The organism is Streptomyces sp. 17_S59 (assembly GCF_056930295.1).
This window is the reverse complement of record NZ_JBXOWD010000001.1, coordinates 3650292-3666864: the sequence shown is the minus strand read 5'-3', so window position 1 is coordinate 3666864 and position 16573 is coordinate 3650292. Positions and strand designations below refer to the sequence as shown.

Here is a 16573-nt window from a genome sequence, read left to right as displayed (position 1 = left end):
CGCCGGGTCCGTGCGCGGGGTCGCTCCCCGGGCACGGACCCGGTCCGCGTTCCCGCGTGCGTTCTCCGCATGCGTTGTCCGCGTGCGCTCTCCGCCGCTCTCCGCGCGACAAGTCCGCGCTCGTCCTGTGCAATACGGATATACGGACAGACAAGTACGTATGCGCACGCATCGCACATCCCACCCAGCGAGGAGCAGACCTCCGTGCCCGGTGACGAGGAGACCCAGCACCTCCGCTTCCATCTGCTCGGCCCCATGCGGGCCGAGCGGGACGGCAGACTCCTGCAACTCGGCCCGCCCCAGCAGCGGGCCGCCCTCGCGTTCCTGCTGCTGCGCGGCGGGGACGCCGTCACCGTGCCCGAGCTGATCGACGCACTGTGGGGCGCGGAGCCGCCCGCCCGCGCCACGACCACGCTGCGCGGCTACGTCTCCGGGCTGCGCGCGGCGCTCGAGCCCGAGCGCCCGCCCGGCGGCCGCGCCCGGCTGCTGGTCGCGACCGGCGGCGGCTACGCCGTGCGGGCCCCGGCCGGGGCGCTCGACGCGACCGTGTTCGAGGAGCACGTGGCGGTCGCCGCGGCCGCCCGCGAGGCGGGCGACACCGCACGGGCGCACGAGCGGCTGCGCGCCGGGCTCGCCCTGTGGGACGGCACCGCGCTCGCCGCCCTGCCCGGCCCCTGGGCCGGGCGCGAGCGGGCCCGGCTGGAGGAACTGGGCGTCGCCGCGCGCGAGGACCTCTTCGACTGCGCCCTCGCCCTGGGCAGGGATGCCGACGCCGTCAGCGGGCTGCGGGCCCTCGCCGCCGAGCAGCCGCTGCGCGAGCGCACCCGGGCCCTCCTGATGCTCGCCCTGCACCGTGCGGGCCGGCAGGCCGAGGCTCTGGCCGTGTTCGACGGCTTCCGGCGGCGGCTCGCCGACGAACTGGGCACCGCCCCCGGCGCCGAACTCACCCGGGTGCACGAGCGGATCCTCGCAGGCGACGCCCCCGCCGGGCCCGCCCCGGCCGCCCGCGGAGCGGCACCGTCCCCGGTGCCCGCGGACTCTCCCCCCGTGCCCGAGCCGCACGGCGGCGCCCCCGCCGACACCCTGCCGGACCCCGGCCCCTTCACCGGCCGCGAGGCGCTCGCCACCGAGGTGCGCGAGGCGCTCGCCGGGGACGGCCGGACCCCGGCGCTCGTGGTGCTCACCGGCCCCGGCGGCGTCGGCAAGACCGTCCTGGCCGTGCACGCCGCCCGCGCGGCGCGCGCCGGTCACCCCGATGGCCTGCTCTTCCTCGACCTGCGGGGCTGCGGCCCCCAGGCCCTGGACACCGGCGCCGCCCTGGACCGCCTCCTGCTGGCGCTCGGCATCCCCGGCGACGCCCTGCCCGACGGCACCGAGCGGCAGACCGCCCGCTACCGCTCGCTCCTCGCCCAACGGCGGACGCTCGTGCTCCTGGACGACGCCCGCGACGCGGAGCAGGTGCTCCCGCTGCTGCCGGGCGGGTCGGGCTGCTCGGTGCTGGTCACCGCGCGCACGGAGCTGCCCGGCCTGCCGGGGGCACGCCACATCCATGTGCCGGTGCCGGAGGAGAAGGAGGCGCTGGCGATCCTGGCCTCGCTCGCGGGCGACGTAGGGGGTGGCGGCGCGCCGGAGGCCGCCCGCGAGGTCGTCACCGCCTGCGGACGGCTGCCGCTGGCGCTGCGGATCGCCGCCGCCCAGCTGGGCCCCCGCACCGCGTGGACGGTCGCCGACCTCGCCGCCCGGCTGCGCGACGAACGGCACCACCTGAAGGAGCTGCACGCCGCCGACACCACCGACCTCGCCGCCGAGGCCGCCTGCCGCGTCGCCCACGACGCCCTCGGCACCGGCGCCGCCCGCGCCCTGCGGCTGCTGGCACTGCCCGACGCGGCCACGCTCGACGCCGCTTCGGCGGCCGCGCTCGTAGGCGCCGCCGAGACCGCCGAACCGGTGGACGCGGCCGAATTCGCCGAGCTCGCCGAACTCACCGCCGCCGGGCTGCTGGAGACGCCCGCCCCGGGCCGCCACCGCTGCCACGACCTGGTGCGGCTGTTCGCCCGGCGGCAGGGCGAACGCACCGACAGCCCGCCCGTCCGGGACGCGGCCCTGCTGCGGCTGCTCGACCACCAACTCGCCACGGCCGTCACGGCCCTGCGCCGCCTCCACCCCGACCACCCCGCCCCCCGCCACCTGCTGCACCGCCTCACCACCACGGGCCTCCCCCTCCCCGACGCGGACGCGGCCCGCACCTGGCTGCACGAGGCCCACCCGGACGTGCTCGGAACGGTCGCCCAGGTGCTGCACCTCGACATTCCCGCCGCCCTGCCCCCCGCGCTCGACCTGCTCACCGTCCTGGAGCCGCTGCTCCACGACAGCGCCCGCCGCCGGGACCTGACCGGGCCCGCCCGCCGGGCCCTCGAAACGGCCCGGCGCGCGGACGACGCGGGCGCCGCCGCCCGCGCCCTGCGGCTGCTCGCCGCACCCGCCCACGGCCCCGACACCTACGAGCGCGCCGAGCGCGACCTGCGGACGAGCCTCCGGCTGGCCGAGGAGGCCGGGGACGAACTCGTGCAGACCCTCGCCGCGCACGAACTCGGCGCGGTCCTCCTGGCCGCGGGCCGCCCCGACGAGGCCCTGCCACCGCTCCTGCGCGCCGGGGAACGCCACCGGGCCGAGGGCGCGGTGACCGGCGCCCTGACGGCCCTCGCGGACGCGGCCGTCGCCCAGGTCGCCCTGGGACGGGCGGAGGAGGCGCTCACGGGCATCGAGGACGCGCTCGCACGCGCCGGGGAGCTGGGGCACAACCCGACCCTGATCCACGTCCTTCACCAGACGGGACGCGTCCACCAGCGGGCCGGCCGGTCGACGACGGCCGCGGTCGACCGGCTGCGCGAGGCACTGGCGCTGGGCCCCGGCCCCCGCCGGGAGGCGCTGCTCCGGGCCCGGCTGGCCCACTGCCGGCTGGACCAGCGGCAGCACCGCGAGGGGCTGGCGGCCGCGGACGAGGCCCTGACGATCGAGGCGTCACTGGGCGACACCCACTGCCGCGGCACGGCCCTCACGGCCCGCGGCCGCGCCCTCCTGGCCCTGGGGGAGCCCCGCCTGGGACTCGGCTGCCTCAGAGAGGCACTGGAGGTCCTGGAAGCCCGCGGGGCGGAAGGCGAAGCGCAGGAGGTCCGCCGCCTACTGGACCGGGAATCTCCCCCACCCCACCCCTTCCCGTAACCGGGGCTACGCCCCCGGACCCCCGCTCCTCAAACGCCGGAGGGGCTGAATTTGCCCCCGGAACGGGGGTCTGGGGGCGAAGCCCCCAGTTTCGGGAAGGGGCGGGGTGGGGAAAGGCGCCGCAGGCACCCGCACTGCACCCGCGCCACTCACCACCCCCTACGCCGACACACTCCCCACCGCCGCCCCCGGAAGCGCGTCCACCCACGTGAACGCCCCCTCCACCCCCGCAATGCGGATCACCTTCGACACCATCGCCCCACCCCGCACCACCCGAAGCCGCGCCCCCACCCCCCGAACCCGCGCCCGCGCCCGCGCCCGCATCAGCAGCCGCACCCCGCTCGCGTCCAGAAACGTCACTCCGCGCAGGTCGATGACCAGGTCCCCGCGCCGCCGCCCCGCCACGGCCTCGATCCGGGGCCCCAGCACCTGCTCCGCCAAGATGTCCAGCTCGCCTGACAGTTCGATGACCACCGCCCGCCCCGCCACGCGCTCCCGCATGGTGAAGGCGAGCTCGTACACGCCCATGGCGAATCCCACCGCCCTCCCTCATCGGGCACATCGTGTGCCCTTGTGGTGCCCCGGCGGCGGGCCGATATCACCTCCCGCGAACGCCCGGAAGCCCCGGCTCCGAACCCGTGCGCGTATCGGTTCGGAGCCGGGGCTTCCGGCAGACGCAGGACACGGACTCCAAGTCCGGCCGCGGTCGGGGGGATGCTCGCGGCCGGACCCCGCAGAGGGGCCCGCGTCCCTGGCCACCGGATTCCTGCCAGATCCCGTCGGCCTCCTCCATCCTCCGCCTCCCCCCGCCCCCGAAAGGCCGACGAAGGGCCCCGTTTGCAGGGTCTTAGGTCCTTAAAGGCGGTGTCAGTGGTGTGAGTACCTCCACACCGTTCGTCCGCACGGCACAGGCGCGCTTTCCGGTCATCCGCACATACGCACGGATAGACTCTCGCGACCGCAGACGGGACAGCAGGGGAGGCAGCGCGTCATGGTGCAGACGAAGAAGGTCGTGCTCTGGGGACTCGGCATCTTCGTGGCCTACACGATCATCCATTCCCCCGCCCGGGCGGCCGAACTCGTACAGATAGGCTTCGAGGGCATATCGGACGCCGCCAAGAACATCGGCGAGTTCATGACCCAGCTGATCAACTGATCCGAAGAGGGCAGCCTGTGATTCGCCATCTGGTCCTGTTCAAGCTCAACGAGGGCGTCGAGCGCGACGACCCCCGCGTCGTCGCCGGAGTGAAGGCGTTCGAGGAGCTGGGGGACGCCATTCCGGAGCTGCGCTCGTGGGAGTGCGCCTGGAACGTCACCGACCGGCCGATCGCCTACGACTACGCCATCAACTGCTCCGTCGAGGACACCGACGCGCTCCAGCGGTACCTGGACCACCCCGCCCACCAAGCGGGCGTCGCCCAGTGGCGCGAATTCGCCACCTGGGTGATCGCCGACTACCCCTTCTGACGGCCGCCCGGACACCCCTTTCACCGCCCCTCACCGCCTAGGTGAGGGGCGGTTTTCGTCGTCAACACGACGAAAACGAGGTGCTTGCCACCACGGACATGTCTTGTGATGCTATGACCGCTTTTGACCGATGAGTTGACCAAAAAAGGGTGGTGACCGTGCCGGCCCGTACAGCGCCCGAAGCCCCCCTCCGGCGCGACAAGCCCATCGACGAACCGGACAGCACCGAAGCCACCGGCGAGCAGCCCCGCACAGGCGCCGGCCAGGAGGACCGGACGGGCCGGGAGACCCCCGAGGACCCCGACGGCCACGACGCCCCCGACAGCCACGACACCCCCGACGGTCCGGACGGGCCCGCCGACCGCACCCGGGAGAGCCGGGGCGCCGACGCCCGGGCGCTGACCCAGGTGCTCTTCAAGAAGTTCGCCCGCCTCGAGCCCGGCACGCCCGAGCACGCCCGCGTACGCGCCGCCCTGATCGAAGCCAACCTCCCGCTCGTGCGGTACGCCGCAGCGCGCTTTCGCAGTCGCAACGAGCCGATGGAGGACGTGGTCCAGGTCGGCACCATCGGACTCATCAACGCCATCGACCGCTTCGACCCCGACCGGGGCGTGCAGTTCCCGACCTTCGCGATGCCGACCGTGGTCGGCGAGATCAAGCGGTACTTCCGCGACAACGTCCGCACGGTGCACGTCCCGCGCCGCCTCCACGAGTTGTGGGTGCAGGTCAACGGCGCCACCGAGGACCTGACGGTGCTGCACGGGCGGTCGCCCACGACGGCCGAGATCGCCGACCGCCTGAAGATCGCCGAGGACGAGGTGCTGGCGTGCATCGAGGCGGGCCGCTCGTACCACGCGACCTCGCTGGAAGCCGCCCAGGAGGGCGACGGCCTGCCCGGCCTGCTGGACCGGCTCGGCTACGAGGACCCGGCGCTGGCGGGGGTCGAGCACCGCGACCTCGTGCGCCATCTGCTCGTACAACTGCCGGAGCGCGAACAACGCATCCTGCTGCTGCGCTACTACAGCAATTTGACGCAGTCCCAGATCAGCGCGGAGCTGGGGGTGTCGCAAATGCATGTGTCCCGGCTACTCTCACGGAGCTTCGCCCGGCTGCGTTCCGCAAATCGAATCGATGCCTAACCCTTCCGGGTGACACCTCCCCCGAGGTCATGGGGAAGATAAGTCGACTTGACGCTACAGCGTGTTGCCGACATGTGACATTCTGCTGGAACTGCGTTTGCCACAGCGCAGCCTCCGGTATTCAGGTGGAGGCTGAACCCCTCGGCCGTATTCTCGGCCGGGGGCGTCCGCTGTGACCCGTCCGCGACCTCAAGGGGGTGGCATGTCCGTAGACCTGGGCAGCGCAAAGGTGCTCGCCAACGACGCACCGCACACCGTGCTCGACGACTGCGAACCCATCGACACCCGCACCCTCTCCCGCTCCCTCTTCCTGCGACTGGCCACGCTCGAGCGGGACAGCCCCGAGCGCACCTACGTCCGCGACACCCTCATCGAGCTCAACCTCCCCCTGGTGCGGTACGCCGCCGCGCGCTTCCGCAGCCGCAACGAACCCATGGAGGACATCGTCCAGGTCGGCACCATCGGCCTGATCAAGGCGATCGACCGGTTCGACTGCGAACGCGGTGTCGAATTCCCGACGTTCGCCATGCCGACCGTGGTCGGTGAGATCAAACGCTTCTTCCGTGACACCAGCTGGTCCGTGCGCGTCCCGCGGCGCCTCCAGGAGCTGCGGCTGGCCCTCACCAAGGCCAGCGACGAACTCGCACAGAAGCTCGACCGGTCGCCCACCGTCCCGGAGTTGGCCGTGTGCCTCGGGGTCTCCGAGGAGGACGTCGTCGACGGCCTGGCCGTGGGCAACGCCTACACCGCCAGCTCGCTCGACTCCCCCTCCCCCGAGGACGACGGCGGCGAGGGCTCGCTGGCCGACCGGCTCGGCTACGAGGACACGGCGCTGGAGGGCGTGGAGTACCGCGAGTCGCTCAAGCCGCTGCTGGCCAAGCTGCCGCCGCGCGAGCGGCAGATCATCATGCTGCGGTTCTTCGCCAACATGACGCAGTCCCAGATCGGCGAGGAGGTCGGCATCTCCCAGATGCACGTCTCCCGGTTGCTGACGCGCACGCTGGCTCAGCTCCGCGAGGGCCTCATCTCCGACTGAATCTCCGGCCGGACGTCCGACTGACGCCCGGCATATGTACAGCTGACGGAGCGTCAGCCAGACTGGGCCGATGCGCCGCTCTCTCCGCGTGCTCGGCGTGCTCTGCCTGCTCTGTCCGGGAGTACTGGCCACGGGCTGCGGCGGCAGTCACCGCGAGGGCCACATCGCCACGGGGGCCGTCGGATCCGGCTCGCCCGGGCCGGGGGACGGGGCGGTGCCGCCCACGGGTGGCGTGGAGTACGTACCGCTGCCCCCGGACACCTCTTCCGCTTCCGCCACGCCCTCGGCTCCCCCGACTGCGCGGTCGCCCGGACCGGGCCCGCCACGCGCCTCGAAGGCCCCCGCCACGAGCGGCGGCCCCAGCCGTACGAGCGGCAGCGGCGGCACCACACCCGCCCGCCCGCCGAAGCCGCCGGCCCTGCTGGACGCGAGCGAACCGCGGCGCGAGCCGGCCGACCGGCGCTGGTGCGAGCAGGTCGCGCTGACCTTCACGAACACGGGCGGCACGGCTGCCACGGACGGAACCGTCACGCTGGGCACCCACATCATCGGCGCCCTGGGCACGGACTGGACGACGGTCACCACCACGTTCCCCCTCCCGACCCCGATAGCCCCGGGCCGGCCTGTGGACCACGTGTGGACGGTGTGCGTGGACGCGTGGCGAGTGCCGGTCGGGATGCGGGTGGAGACACGGGACGTATCACTGAGCTGGCGCTGAACTTTCCCCGATCCCGCCCCTTCCCGAAACCGGGGGGCAAGCCCCCGGACCCCCCGGGCCCCTCGCGCTGCGCGCGGGGGCAAGGCTCGGGGGCTCCGCCCCCGGACCCCCGGTCCTCAAACTCCCCCAGCTACCGCTGGGAGGTGCCCCCGGACGGGCTGGTTTTCCAGCCCGTCCGGCGTTTGAGGCTGCGCTCGATTTGCGGCTCCGCCGCGCGGCGCGCGCAGCGCGGTCCGGGGTCCGGGGCGCAGCCCCCCACGCGGCGGAGCCGCACATCGATACAGCCGGGAAGGGGCGGGATCGGGGAAGGAACCCCCAGCCTCAGCCCACGCTCACCCCAGCGCCAGCCACACCGCCCCCACAACCACCGCAATCGCCACGATCACGCCAATGATCATTCCCGCGCCCGGCCCGGCGCTGCCCGCGCGCCGCGACGGCGCAGGCGCCGCGGCCCGGCGCCCGCCCGGCGCCACCGGGCCCGCGCCCGGGCCCGCGCCCGGGCCCTCGTCGACGAACGCACGGAACATCTGCGTGCTGCCCGCCGGGTCGTAGTTGCCGTCAGGGTTCTGCTGGTGGGGGTTGGCCATGGGCCAGGACCCTAGCGAAAGCCCACCCCCGCAGGGGCACGGGGCTGGCCCTTTACGGCCCCCCGGCCAAGGCTTGGCCGGTCCTTTACCCCATATGGCCCACTTTTCGTTTGCCTTCAGCAACCAACCTTCCGTATGGTTGCCCGGAGCAACCGAAATGCCAGCAGAAATACCGACCGAGAGACCCGGGAGCCGAAGAGCCCATGGCCGCACAGGAGCAGTACGAGGAGCTGGCACGCCAGCTCAGCGCCATCGGCGCCGTCAAGCGCGGCCTGAGCCGGGTCCTCCCCCGGGACTGCTCCCCCGCCGCGGCCGTGATGCTCACCCTGCTGAAGCAGCACGGCGAGATGCGCATGAGCCGGCTCGGCGAACTGCTGTCCATCGACGCCTCCGTGACCAGCCGGCACGTGGCGTACGCCACCGAGCGCGGCTGGATCGACCGGCAGCCCGACCCGCTCGACAAGCGGTCGCGGCTGCTGAGCCTCACCCCCAGTGGAGAGCAGCTGCTGCACGACGTCTCCGAGCGCTACACCGAGGCCCTCGCCCTGTGCCTGCAGGACTGGTCCGACGACGACATCGGCCACCTGATCGGGCTGATGAAGCGGCTCCGCGAGAGCTTCGGGGAGAGCTTCGGCGACTGCCGGCCCCGGATCCCCGTCACCACCACCCGTACACCCGTCTGAACCCGAAACGAGAAAGGAAGTCCATGGCCAAGTCCACACCGGCAGGTGTGCGGGACGCCTCCGGAGGCCCGGCGGCGGCCGCGGCCTCCACCGAAGCGGCGCCCATGTCGCACCGTCAGATCATGGAGGCGCTCTCCGGGCTGCTGCTCGGCATGTTCGTGGCGATCCTCTCCTCGACGATCGTCTCCAACGCGCTGCCCGAGATCATCCACGATCTGCACGGCAGCCAGTCCGCCTACACCTGGGTCGTCACGGCCTCGCTGCTCGCGATGACCGCCTCCACCCCGCTCTGGGGCAAGCTCTCCGACCTCATCAGCAAGAAGCTGCTCGTCCAGCTGGCGCTGGTGGTCTATGTGGCGGGCTCGGTCGTGGCCGGTCTGTCGCAGAACACCGGCATGCTCATCGCCTGCCGCGTCGTACAGGGCATAGGCGTGGGCGGCCTGTCCGCCCTGGCCCAGATCATCATGGCCGCGATGATCTCCCCGCGCGAGCGCGGGCGTTACAGCGGCTACCTCGGCGCCACCTTCGCCGTCGCCACCGTCGGCGGCCCGCTGCTCGGCGGCGTCATCACCGACACCGACTGGCTCGGCTGGCGCTGGTGCTTCTACGTCGGCGTGCCCTTCGCGGTCATCGCCCTGATCGTGCTCCAGAAGACGCTGAAGCTGCCCGTGGTCAAGCGGAAGGTGAAGGTCGACTGGCTCGGCGCCTTCTTCATCACCGCCTCCGTGACCCTGCTGCTGATCTGGGTCACCCGGGCCGGCAAGGGCAAGGACTACGACTGGATCTCCTGGCAGAGCGGCGTCATGGTCCCCGGCGCGCTGCTGCTCGCCGCGCTGTTCGTCCTCACCGAGGCCAAGGCGAGCGAACCGATCATCCCGCTGCGGCTGTTCCGCAACAAGACCATCGCCCTGGCCTCGCTCGCCAGCCTCTTCGTCGGCGTCGCGATGTTCGCCGGCACCGTCTTCTTCTCGCAGTACTTCCAGCTGGCGCGCGGCGAGTCGCCGACCATGTCCGGCGTGCTGACCATCCCGATGATCGGCGGCCTGTTCGTCTCGTCGACCGTCTCGGGCCAGATCATCACCAAGACCGGCCGCTGGAAGGGCTGGCTGCTCAGCGGCGGCGTCCTGCTCACCGCGGGCCTGGGCCTGCTCGGCACGATGCGGTACGACACCCCGTACTGGCAGCTCGCGGTCTACATGGCGCTCACGGGCCTCGGCATCGGCATGATGATGCAGAACCTCGTGCTCGCCACGCAGAACCAGGTCGAGCCGAAGGACCTCGGTGCGGCCAGCTCCGTGGTGACCTTCTTCCGCTCCCTCGGCGGTGCGGTCGGCGTCTCCGCGCTCGGCGCGGTGCTCGCCACCCGGGTGCCGGACTACGTCAGGGACGGCCTCGTCAAGCTCGGCCCGAAGGCGGCCGCGGCCATGGGCCACGGCGGCAGCGGCGGCGGCATCCCGGACCTCAAGTCCCTGCCCGCGCCCATCCGGACGGTCATGGAGAGCGCCTACGGACACGGCATCGCCGATGTCTTCCTCTACGCGGCGCCCTGTGCGCTGATCGCCTTCATCGTGACCCTCTTCATCAAGGAGGTCGCCCTGAAGGGCAACGGCGGCGGTGCCGCCCCGGCGGCCGGCCCGGAGGCCGCCCCCGAGCCGGCCCGGCAGGCCGGCTGACGGACCCGGGCGGGCCGGACGGCAGGTCCGGCCCGCCGGGCCACGGCCCCGGTGGCGGTGCGCGCGGAAAAGGCAGGGGACGGCCTGCGCGCACCGCTTCCGGGGCCGTGGCATTGCCGCGGCCCCGGCGCGCTCGCTACGGCTGCTGTGACGTGCTGCCGCCCCGGTCCCGCATGACCTCGATGCCCGCGATCACCGTGTCCAGGGCCACCCGGAAATCGCGGTCGCGCATCTCCTCGACGTTCGAGGTGGGGACCGTCTCCGCATAGGACACGACGTCCTGGTACGTCTCGGCGAAGTCGGAGCGGTCCAGGAACACGTCCATGACCCGCTTGTAGTGCTCGTCCTGGCTGATGCCCGCCTCCCGGCAGCTCTCCTTGTAGGACACCTCGATCGTGGCGAACCCGTAGACGAACTGGAAGAGCGCGGACAGCACGCCGGACACCAGCTCCGCCGGGACTCCGCTGCGCCGCATCACGGCGAGGATGGCGTTCGAGAACTCCAGGGCGTGCGGGCCGATGTTGAGGTACCGGCCCAGCAGCTGGGGCACCCAGGGGTGCCGGACGAGCGACGTGCGGTACGCGAGGGCCATCTCGCGCAGCTGGTCGCGCCAGTCGGTGGTCTCGTCCGCGGGGTCCGGGTAGGACATCTCGCCGGCCACCCGGTCCAGGGCGTACTCCAGCAGGTCGTCCTTGTTGGCCACGTACCAGTAGACCGACATGGCGGTCACGCCCAGCTCGGCGGCGAGGCGGCGCATCGAGAACTTGGCCAGGCCCTCGGCATCGAGCAGGCGCACGGTGGCGGCCACGATCCGGTCCCGGTCCAGGCCGCCCTCGCCGGGACCGCTCCCCTCGGCCGCCTTGCGTTTCGGGGCGGGCTTGTCCGACAGCCAGATGCTGTTCCGGGGGTTCTCCGCACGACTGCCGCTCGCCATCGCGGGGACTTCCTTTCGCCTGCTTGCTTGTCCGAATGCTAAAGGTGCGGGTCCGGGAGGGGTGCGCCGACCGCCACCTCTCCCGGACCCGTCGTACGTACCGCCTACTGATCCTTGCGCTCCGCCCGCCACAGCAGCACCGCGGCGACGATGCCGCCCGCCAGGACCGCCGCGGCGCCGACCAGCTGGCTGGACTGCACGCCGGACGCGAACGCGTCCTCGACGGCGGAGCGGTCCGCGCCCGTGGTCGCCCTCGACAGCGCCTCCGGCAGGGAGCCCGCCCCGGCCGCGACGGCCGGAACCAGCGCCGCGAAGCGGGAGTTGAGCACCGCGCCCAGCACCGCGACACCGAGGCCGTTGCCGCACTCCTGCAGGGTGCCGTTTACTCCGGCGCCCACGCCCGCCTTCTCCGGCGGTATCGCGGACATGACCGCGTTGGCCATCGCCGGCATGGAGAGCGCGATGCCGACGCCCATCAGGACCAGGCCCAGGAACATCCCGGCGTAGCCGTGCGCACCGAGGACCGCGATCGCCGCGAGACCGGCGGCCAGCAGGCCCATGCCACCCCCGATGGCGACCGGCGTGCCCACCTTGGGCAGCAGCCGGGCGCCCACGCCCGTCAGGTTGAGGACGACGATCACCAGGGCGAGCGGCGTCATGCGCAGACCGGTCTCCAGCGGGTTGTACTTCAGCACGAGCTGGAGGTGCTGCGTGAGCAGGAAGAACGAGCCGCCCATGCCGAAGGCCACCAGGACGCCGCCCGCGACCGCGCCGACGAAGCGGCTGTTGCGGAAGAAGTGCATGTCCAGCATCGGGTAGGGGATGCGGCGCTCCCACACGGCGAAGAACGCGAGCACCACCACGCCCACGGCGGCGGAGCCGAGCACACGGCCCGAGGTCCAGCCGTGCTCCGGACCGGAGATGATCGCGAAGACGACGCCGGTCATGCCGATCGTGGAGAGCAGCGCACCGAGCACGTCGGGCCGGTCGCCCTGCGGGTTCTTCGACTCGGGCACCCACTTGAGCACGGCCAGCAGGCCGATCACCGCCACGGGCAGGTTGATCAGGAAGATCGAGCCCCACCAGAAGTGGTCGAGCAGGGCCCCGCCGATGAGCGGGCCCGCGGCGAAGCCAAGGGAGCTGACCGCACCCCACAGCCCGATGGCCTTGGGCCGCTCGTCCGCTTCGAAGACCTGCACGACGACGGCCAGGGTGGTGGTCATCAGCAGCGCGCCGCCGACGCCCATGCCCGCGCGGGCGGCTATGAGCTGGCCGGCGCTGTCCGAGAGGGAGGCGCCGAGCGAGCCCAGGCCGAAGAGGACGAGGCCCGCCGCGAGCATCTTCTTGCGCCCGTAGCGGTCGGCCGCGTTGCCCGCGGTGAGCAGCAGCCCGGCCTGCACCAGCGAGTAGGCGTTGAGCATCCACTGGATGTCGGAGGTCGCGGCGCCCATCTCCTCGGTCAGGGAGGGGATCGCGACGTTGAGGATCGTGTTGTCGAGCAGCACGGTGAGCTGCGCGAGGCAGATGACGCCGAGGACCAGCCACCGCGTGGGATTGCGGTGCGACTGCTGCCGCTCGGTGGAGTCCTGCGGTGGTTGTGTGTCCGTCGCCGTCATGCGAGTCCCCCTTGTACGGTGTACGACTGGTGATGTCGTACACCGTACAAGACCTCCTCTACGGCGTACAACTCTTTATTTCCGGGGGCTCTTCTCCGGCGCGGTCAGGTCGTAGAAGGCGACGCCTCCGACGGTCCGCTCCTTGAAGTGGGCGGTCACCCAGGCGGTGATCTCCGCGGCGTGACCGCGGCCCCCGCGACCGCCGCCGCCGGCGCCGCGCTGCTCGCCCGTGCCGGAGGCGATGAAGTAGTGGATCTTTCCGGCCTTCACATCCGCCCGGAACTGCCGCAGCGTCGGGGACGGGTCGCTGCCGTTGAAGCCGCCGATCGCCATCACCGGGCGCTCGGTGGCCAGCTGGTAGCCCGCCGCGTTCTGCGAACCGACCGTCGCGGCGGCCCAGGTGTACGAGTCCGCGTCCTTCTCCAGCAGCGCCTTGGCCGCCGCGCCCACCTTCCGGCCACCCAGCAGCCCGCCCATGCCGCCGGGCATGCCGCCGTGCGCCTCGGCGGCCCCGCGGGCCCCGGGCCCGCCCGGGAAACCGGGCATCCCGGGCGGCATGCCCTTGGGCATCCCCTGGGGCATCCCCGGCGGGTTCATGCCGCCCTTCCCGCGCCGCTGTTCACCGGCCGGACGCCCCTCGCCCCGGGCGTTCCCCCGGGCGGTTCCCCCGAAGTGCCCCATGCCGCCGAAGCGGTCACCCCGCACCGCGGGACCGGCCGTCACGATCGAGCCGCCGTGCGGGGTGTTCACCGTGTTCAGCGTGTACGCGACCGGCGCCGCGAGCGAGACCGAGACGGCCAGCCCCGCCGCCACCTTCGCCGGACGGGTGCCCGCCCGCGGCGCGGCGAGCACGGCCGCGGCCGCGATCACGCCGCCGACCAGCACCGCCCACCGCAGCCACGGCAGCCAGTGCGGGGTGCGGCCCAGCAGGACGTACGCCCACGCGACCGTCCCCCCGACCACCACCGCCGCGAGCACGTTCGCCCGCCGCTCCCACAGCACCATGGCGCCCATGCCGACGAGCGCGGCGATGTACGGCGCGAGGGCCACGTTGTAGTACTGATGGAAGATCCCGGACATGAAGCTGAAGACCGTGAAGGTCATCAGCAGGGCCCCGCCCCAGGCCAGGAACGCGCTGCGGCGCGGATTGCCCACGCGGCCGCCCTGCCGGGTGAACCACACGCCGGCCGCCAGCAGCACGAACGCCGCGGGCAGCAGCCAGGCGATCTGGCCGCCCATGTCCGTCTCGAACAGCCGGGTGATGCCCGTCTGCCCCCAGCGCCCGCCGCCACCGGGGCCGCCCGGGCCGCCGCCCACGCTGCCCGTCTCGTTGCCGTTGATCCGGCCGAGCCCGTTGTAGCCGAAGGTCAGCTCCAGGAAGCTGTTGTGCTGCGAACCGCCCACGTACGGACGGGAGGAGGCGGGCATCAGCTCCACGATCGCCACCCACCAGCTGCCCGAGACCACCATCACCAGCCCCGCCAGCAGCAGTTGCCCCACCCGGCGCAGCGGCCGGGCCGGTGCGCACACCGCGTACAGCAGAGCCATGGCCGGCAGGATCAGCCACGCCTGGAGCGTCTTGGTGAGGAAGCCCAGCCCGAAGCAGAGTCCGGCCGCCAGCAGCCAGCGGGTCCGCGCGTCCTCCAGCGCACGCAGCACGCACGCCACCGCGCACACCATCAGCAGGCACAGCAGCGCATCGGGGTTGTCGAAGCGGAACATCAGCGCGGCGACGGGCGTCACCGCCAGCACCGCACCCGCGAGCAGCCCGGCCGGCCGCCCGAAGTGCCGGCGCACCGTCGCGTACAGCACCCCGACCGCGGCCACGCCCATCAGCGCCTCGGGCACCAGGATCGACCAGGAGCTGAGCCCGAAGAGACGGACGGACAAACCCATCGGCCACAGCGCAGCGGGCGGCTTGTCGACCGTGATGGCGTTACCGGCGTCGGACGAACCGAAGAAGAACGCCTTCCAACTGGCGCCGCCCGCCTGGGCGGCGGCCGCGTAGAACTGGTTGGCGTAGCCCGAGGCGCTCAGGTCCCAGAGGTAGAGGACGGCCGTCGCGCCCAGCAGTGCGAGGAGGGCGGGCGAGGGTCGGCGGAGGGTCATCGGGCGCTCCCATGGCTGATGCTCGGGCTGTTGCTGTGGCTACTGCTCTGGCTGTTGCTCGGGCTGCCGTTCGGAAACACCCAGGCGCGCAGCAGCAGGAAGCGCAGAGCGGTCGCGGCGAGGTTCGCGGCGACGAGTACGGACAGCTCGGTACCGTGCGAGCTGCTGCCACCGGCCATGTCCAGGGCGGCCAGCGAACCGCTCGTCAGCGCGAGCCCGATCGCGAAGACGACGAGCCCCTGCGCCTGGTGCCGCACGGCCCCGTCGCGGCCCCGTACCCCGAAGGTGAGGCGGCGGTTGGCGGCGGTGTTGGCGACCGCCGTGACCAGCAGCGCCAGCGCGTTCGCCGGCTGCGGGCCCACGGCCGTACGCAGCAGCGAGTACAGCGCCAGGTACGCGAGCGTGGACAGCACGCCCACCGCGCAGAAACCGAGCAACTGACGGGCGAGCCCGCGCGGTACACCGGGCACCGTACGGTCGCGCGGATCGTCGCCGAACGGGCGCGCCAGCCGGTCGAGCGGCAGCCGGCCCGTCGCCAGCGCCCGCCCGACCCGCCAGACGCCGCGCAGGTCCTCGGCCGCCGTGTGCACGATGTGCACCGAGCTGTCCGGGTCGTCGACCCAGTCCACCGGCACCTCGTGGATCCGCAGCCCCGCCCGCTCCGCGAGCACCAGCAGCTCGGTGTCGAAGAACCAGCCGGTGTCCTCGACCATCGGCAGCAGCAGCTCGGCCACGTCCTTGCGGATCGCCTTGAACCCGCACTGCGCGTCCGAGAACCGCGCCGCAAGCCCGGTGCGCAGGATCAGGTTGTAGGCCCGCGAGATGAACTCCCGCTTCGGCCCCCGCACCACCCGCGAACCGCCGGCCAGCCGCGAACCGATGGCAAGGTCCGAGTGGCCCGAGATCAGCGGCGCGACGAGCGGCAGCAGCGCGTTGAGATCCGTCGACAGGTCGACGTCCATGTACGCCAGCACGGGCGCCTCGGAGTTCGACCACACGGTCTGCAGCGCACGCCCGCGCCCCTTCTGCTCCAGCCGCACGGCCGTCACCTCGTCGAGCGCATCGTCGAGCGCGGCGGAGACCTCGGGGGTCCGGTCGGTGCTGGCGTTGTCGGCGATGGTGATCCGGAAGCGGTACGGAAAGCACTCCGTGAGGTGCGCGTGCAGCTGGAGTATGCACCGTTCGAGGTCCGCCTCCTCGTTGTACACGGGGATGACGACATCGAGCACGATCGTTCCCGGACCGACGGGGGCCCGGGCCGGCAAGGTGGTGGTCACCGGTGGTGGCTGGGTCATGGACCCGACCCTGTCGGCCCGCGCTGTCCCGGGCGTGTGGCTGTCCTGTGGACAGGCTGTGAGTACGGCACGGAGCAGGCGACTTACCCGGCCT

Annotated in this window: 13 protein-coding genes and 1 pseudogene; 8 read left to right on the top strand and 6 right to left on the bottom strand. The window is 72.8% G+C overall.

The features are described from left to right. Positions 1-204 precede the first annotated feature (204 nt). Entirely contained in the window at positions 205-3222 is a 3018-nt protein-coding gene (locus AC1Z4A_RS16355; protein WP_483679633.1) for an AfsR/SARP family transcriptional regulator, read from the top strand. Positions 3223-3381: 159 nt separating this feature from the next. Here AC1Z4A_RS16355 and AC1Z4A_RS16350 read toward each other — a convergent pair whose 3' ends face one another. Next, positions 3382-3750: an STAS domain-containing protein gene (locus AC1Z4A_RS16350; protein WP_483679631.1), complete on the bottom strand. Its 369-nt coding sequence runs from the start codon at positions 3748-3750 to the stop codon at positions 3382-3384. 463 nt (positions 3751-4213) lie between these two features. Here AC1Z4A_RS16350 and AC1Z4A_RS16345 point away from each other — a divergent pair, with 463 nt between their 5' ends. The 5 genes from AC1Z4A_RS16345 (at position 4214) to AC1Z4A_RS16325 (ending at position 7582) form a co-directional block, all read left to right on the top strand. Then, complete coding sequence (locus AC1Z4A_RS16345) at positions 4214-4378, top strand: hypothetical protein (RefSeq protein ID WP_483679629.1); 165 nt, start codon at positions 4214-4216, stop codon at positions 4376-4378. Between the two features lie 17 nt (positions 4379-4395). Beyond that, positions 4396-4689 carry a Dabb family protein gene (locus AC1Z4A_RS16340; protein ID WP_483679628.1) on the top strand — a complete coding sequence of 98 codons (294 nt, stop codon included), beginning with the start codon at positions 4396-4398 and terminating at the stop codon, positions 4687-4689. Between the two features lie 152 nt (positions 4690-4841). Beyond that, positions 4842-5828: an RNA polymerase sigma factor SigF gene (locus AC1Z4A_RS16335; RefSeq protein ID WP_483679627.1), complete on the top strand. Its 987-nt coding sequence runs from the start codon at positions 4842-4844 to the stop codon at positions 5826-5828. Between the two features lie 202 nt (positions 5829-6030). After that, complete coding sequence (locus AC1Z4A_RS16330) at positions 6031-6864, top strand: RNA polymerase sigma factor SigF (RefSeq protein WP_483679626.1); 834 nt, start codon at positions 6031-6033, stop codon at positions 6862-6864. A gap of 70 nt (positions 6865-6934) precedes the next feature. Continuing rightward, positions 6935-7582 carry a hypothetical protein gene (locus tag AC1Z4A_RS16325; RefSeq protein WP_483679625.1) on the top strand — a complete coding sequence of 216 codons (648 nt, stop codon included), beginning with the start codon at positions 6935-6937 and terminating at the stop codon, positions 7580-7582. Positions 7583-7914: 332 nt separating this feature from the next. Here AC1Z4A_RS16325 and AC1Z4A_RS16320 read toward each other — a convergent pair whose 3' ends face one another. Then, on the bottom strand, positions 7915-8169 hold the full coding sequence (locus AC1Z4A_RS16320; RefSeq protein ID WP_483679623.1) for a hypothetical protein: 255 nt from the start codon (positions 8167-8169) through the stop codon (positions 7915-7917). Between the two features lie 203 nt (positions 8170-8372). Between AC1Z4A_RS16320 and AC1Z4A_RS16315 the strand changes: the two genes are divergently transcribed. Together AC1Z4A_RS16315 and AC1Z4A_RS16310 are read left to right on the top strand one after the other, a co-directional pair. Next, positions 8373-8852, top strand: coding sequence for a MarR family winged helix-turn-helix transcriptional regulator (locus tag AC1Z4A_RS16315; RefSeq protein WP_483679622.1), 480 nt, complete (start codon positions 8373-8375; stop codon positions 8850-8852). A 104-nt stretch (positions 8853-8956) separates the two neighbouring features. Beyond that, a pseudogene (locus AC1Z4A_RS16310) lies at positions 8957-10498 on the top strand (MDR family MFS transporter); the annotation flags it as partial. Positions 10499-10661: 163 nt separating this feature from the next. Here AC1Z4A_RS16310 and AC1Z4A_RS16305 read toward each other — a convergent pair. The 4 genes from AC1Z4A_RS16305 to AC1Z4A_RS16290 form a co-directional block, all read right to left on the bottom strand. Then, complete coding sequence (locus AC1Z4A_RS16305; protein WP_483679620.1) at positions 10662-11459, bottom strand: TetR/AcrR family transcriptional regulator; 798 nt, start codon at positions 11457-11459, stop codon at positions 10662-10664. Positions 11460-11563: 104 nt separating this feature from the next. Further along, a complete protein-coding gene (locus tag AC1Z4A_RS16300; protein ID WP_483679617.1) occupies positions 11564-13075 on the bottom strand; it encodes an MFS transporter in 1512 nt (503 codons plus the stop codon). Positions 13076-13150: 75 nt separating this feature from the next. Further along, positions 13151-15184, bottom strand: coding sequence for a glycosyltransferase family 39 protein (locus tag AC1Z4A_RS16295; RefSeq protein WP_483679616.1), 2034 nt, complete (start codon positions 15182-15184; stop codon positions 13151-13153). Continuing rightward, positions 15181-16479: a bifunctional glycosyltransferase family 2/GtrA family protein gene (locus AC1Z4A_RS16290; RefSeq protein ID WP_483679615.1), complete on the bottom strand. Its 1299-nt coding sequence runs from the start codon at positions 16477-16479 to the stop codon at positions 15181-15183. The genes AC1Z4A_RS16295 and AC1Z4A_RS16290 overlap by 4 nt, the downstream gene beginning before the upstream one ends. Between the last annotated feature and the right edge of the window lie 94 nt (positions 16480-16573).